Origin of the sequence: Pantoea sp. B9002, from assembly GCF_013385945.1 — a bacterium.
In the GTDB taxonomy this organism is placed as follows: domain Bacteria; phylum Pseudomonadota; class Gammaproteobacteria; order Enterobacterales; family Enterobacteriaceae; genus Pantoea.
Window position 1 is genome coordinate 1 of the sequence record NZ_JACAPA010000121.1, and the last position, 318, is coordinate 318.

Sequence of the window (318 nt, forward strand, 5' to 3'; positions counted from 1 at the left end):
GAAGGTTATGCGCGGATCACCAGCCCCGAGCTGGAACGCAGTATCTATGTCGGCCACGGCGTGTCCACCTCGGTCCAGGACAAGAGCGTGACCTACGCGATTCGTCCGGAGAAGCTGCTGGTCACCACGACGCAGCCGCAATGCGAGTACAACTGGTCGCGCGGCAAGGTGCACGATATCGCCTACCTCGGTGGTCACTCGGTGTTCTACGTCGAGTTGCCGAGCGGCAAGCTGGTGCAGTCCTTCGTCGCCAACGCCGAGCGCCAGGGCGCGCGGCCGACCTGGGGTGATGAAGTGTACGTCTGGTGGGAAGACGAC

At 63.5% G+C, this 318-nt stretch carries 1 protein-coding gene; it reads left to right on the top strand.

Annotation, left to right across the window (positions count from 1 at the left end):
• On the top strand, positions 1 to 318 hold a 318-nt coding region (locus HX773_RS25475), incomplete at both ends, for a TOBE domain-containing protein (RefSeq protein ID WP_176973812.1).